This window comes from Verrucomicrobiota bacterium, from assembly GCA_016871495.1.
Taxonomy (GTDB): domain Bacteria; phylum Verrucomicrobiota; class Verrucomicrobiia; order Limisphaerales; family VHDF01; genus VHDF01.
This window is the reverse complement of the sequence record VHDF01000180.1, coordinates 1-3,556: the sequence shown is the minus strand read 5'-3', so window position 1 is coordinate 3,556 and position 3,556 is coordinate 1. Positions and strand designations below refer to the sequence as shown.

Genomic DNA, 3,556 nt, shown 5'->3' with positions numbered 1-3,556 from the left:
TAAATCATCCCTGATTTAGGGGACGAAAAGGCGGCAGAACCGGCCAAGCGACGCGCCCGATGTCCCCACCGGTTTTGCGCGCGTCGGAGGCGTGACCTGCCGCGGACGCCGGCGCTCCGCGACGCGCGGCGCGAACCTCGCGCCACCGTGCGGTTCTAGAACGACTTCGAGCCATGAGTGGAGCGCAGGATCTGAATTCTCCGTGTCTCTATGTCTTTAGAATCTCAGTCCCTTTGCATTCCTTCTGATCTCAAGCTTGCTCAGCATTCGAGTTGCCGCATCAGCTCATCCATGGAGAATGTGCTTTTCTCTGCCCATCATGTTTTTTCGTGCATTCCTCCATGCTCACCCGTAAAAACCGCGTTCCTTGCTGCAACTCCACCTCTTCATTGAGAATTGAATGATGAATCATACGCCCGTTCTTCCGTTCCTCATTGCGCTCATCGGCACCGTGACCGCCCTCGGCCAGGAATTCAAAATCACGGTCAACTCGACCGGAAACGACAACACCTCGGACAACCGGCTGACTTTCGTTGAGGCGGTCTTGATCGCCAATGAGGGTCTCGGCCGCCCCCTTTCCGCCGGGGAGTCGTCCTTCGTCATCAAAGGTGGCACCCGACTTTTGAACCTGCGCTTCGCCATTCCTGGCGACGGACCGCACTTCATCACACCGCCACCGGGGGGCTTTCCCCCGCTGGTGACGCACCTTTTCGATCGAGTCTTGATCGATGGATTCTCCCAACCCGGAGCGCGACCGAACACCAACGCCATCGAAGGCACCAACAACGCCGCACTCAAGATCGTTCTGGACTGTCGAAATCTTACTGAACATCCGTCCACGGGCGAGATGCCGGATTGGTCGTTTAAGATGGCCTCATCCCACGTCCACTTCCGGGGATTCTCGGTCCTTGCCGACCGAGACAGTGAGAACTACGGCGTCTATTTCACCGATGGCGCGATCGGAGGTCAGGTCAGTGGCTGCTGGTTCGGGGTATCGCCGGATCAGTCGATCCTCGCAGGCGGCGAGGTTGCCATCGCTGCGTATGGGACCGAAGGCGGACAGGTGTTCGGTTCGGACGGCAATGGCGTGGAAGATCTCGCCGAGATCAACATCATCGTCGCGCATGCCATCGGCGTCCAATTCGAGGAAACGAAGGATATCCTCGTGCAACATAACCTCATCGGAGTGCTGCCCGACGGGAAGACATTGCCTCCTGAAGAAATTCGGATTGGCCTTGAAGGTGACGCGGTGGAAGGCAATGCCTTGACCGGCACCATCACCCTTCGGCGAAACCTCATGGGGGGCATGCGCGGGGATGTGATCGAGTTCTATGGTCCTGCGGAGAGACTGGTGCTCTGGGGGAACACGATTGGCGTGGCCTGGGACGGCGTGACACCGTTGCCCAATGGCAACTTCCTCCGAGTTCAGACCGTCCAGGCCGTCGTCGGCTTGGACGAAGGGTCGGGGCCGGCTGCCGCCTCGGGCAATCGCATTGCCAACCACACCGGATATCTCTTCCGTCACACGAAACCGGAAACCCGAATCGTCCACCGGCGAAACGTAATCACGAATAACACCGGTCCTTACTTCGAAAAACTGGAGAATTCCTTGGCCGGCATGCGACTTGGACGGGAAACGGACCTAGCGCCCGTGCTCGAGACCAACTCAACACGACAAGTCCTGCGAGGGTATTTGCCGCTGAGTGGCCCCGGGACGAATAAGCTCACGGGTGCCATCATTGATCTCTATGCCTCGGAACAGCCGTCTGACCAGGAGCATCCCCATATCGGGCAATGGCTGGCGTCCTTCACCGAGGGGGGACATGGCGATCTCGACTCATCGCCGGGGGCATTTGCCTTCGATCTTTCTGAAGTCCCAGGGTTGAACCGCGCCACCCATCTTGCGGTCACCAGCACCTTGAAGGATGCCACGGGTGCAGACACATCTCCATTCTCGAATGTCCTCCGGCTTCCACCTGGTGCCCCCCGCCTTTCACTGGCACTTACCGGTGATGGCATCACGCTCACGCTGAGCACTGCGGAGGGCGTGCAGTATCAACTCCAGTCCAGCCCGGCCCTGGGCTCGGCCTGGACCGATGTCGGCAACGTCTTCATCGGCACGGGACTCTCCAAATCCCTCGATCTGCGTCGGGACGCCGCTGCGGCGTACTTCCGCGTGATCCTGAAAAACTAGCCATCGCACCTGCTCCCCGAGCCGCCCCTCGTCCAATGTAGATTCTTATCAGAAACAGACGTGATTTTCTCAAGACTATGGGGACGGCTTTCCGAACAAGCCGTGCATCCTGAAGTTGTCTGTCGTGTGGCGCAGGCAGCCCAGCCTGCCGTATCGCCGACTGCCCGTCGGCCCGGCGGGTGAAGAACGAGGCCCTTCCATGCTCTCCACGCGCCTGGTTCCCTTGGTCGCTCCGCAGGCTGGGCAACCTGCACAACAGCAGACAGGACCGACTTCGCTACCACGACAACCCGGTCACCGACAAACTCTGGATGCACCGCCCAACCAGTGCCGTCCCGGCTGTTTCTGCCCTTCGACCTCCCGTCTAACTTGATGCAGAAGTTATTCACCGTTCCGCACCCCGGCCAAGCGGAGTTCTTTTGCTTAAAACGGCCATTGCCCTTCGTGAATCTTCGCAAGGTCCTGGCGATAGAGCCCTTCCGAATCACTGGCGAGATCCATCAAGGATAGGCCTCGCGCTTCCTCATGACTTTCTCATCCAGCCCGTTGCCAATCTTCACCACGATGAACTGCCGTTTTGAGGTTCAACGAATTGTGCACCCCTTGCATTCAGTCCACTGTCAGGGTAACTTCCATCTCATCCTAGGACGGGTAACATTCGGAGCATGCCACCTCATTAGGAGCAAGAGTCGAAAGCTAGAGTGTTTCTTGTGTTGCCCAATCTCTTTCGCAAGCCCTTGGCTCTCGTCCTGACAGCGACGGCGTGTTTCCATGCAGCCCTTGCCTTCCCGCCTCTGTCCTTTCTGGTACTGGTCTATCTGGCATGCCTCCTTGAGTTGAGGCACCAAGCCCAGGCCAAGTTCGCCTTCCGTTGGGGAACCTTGGCGGGCTTGCTTACATTCGGTCCGCAACTGGGTTTCTTGTATAACATTTTCAGCTACGGCGCCGTGGCGCTTTGGTTGATCCTTGCGCTCTGGATCGGACTCTTCGCTGCCGTGGTTCACGCTTGTCACCGCCAATTGGGAAATTCCTGGGCGCTGATTCTGTCGCCTTTTCTCTCCCAAATCCACGGGTAAGCCTGGGTGCATGGAAATCTCTGATTTTTCCCGTCAGGAAAACTGCATGAAATCTCCAGGGAAACGCTAGGTCGGCCACCCAAGCTCGCGGAAGTGTCCTCCCGCGGGGCAGAAGCTTCGTGTTCTCACAGTCGGACCGCTTCACGACAAAAGGCCGCCCTCGCCCGGATGGGCGTGGCGACCTGATTGGATGGGGAGCGATCCTACTTGAAGGCCGTGGCCTGCGTCGGCAACTCGAACACTTCCCCAATCTTCAAAATCCGTGCGATCACCTCCTTGCTCGCGC

Annotated in this window: 2 protein-coding genes; both read left to right on the top strand. The window is 58.5% G+C overall.

Translation table 11 applies throughout. The features are described from left to right. Window positions 1–400 precede the first annotated feature (400 nt). Complete coding sequence (locus FJ404_19610) at window positions 401–2,194, top strand: hypothetical protein (GenBank protein ID MBM3825053.1); 1,794 nt, start codon at window positions 401–403, stop codon at window positions 2,192–2,194. Between the two features lie 710 nt (window positions 2,195–2,904). Next, complete coding sequence (locus FJ404_19605; GenBank protein ID MBM3825052.1) at window positions 2,905–3,270, top strand: hypothetical protein; 366 nt, start codon at window positions 2,905–2,907, stop codon at window positions 3,268–3,270. Window positions 3,271–3,556 lie beyond the last annotated feature (286 nt).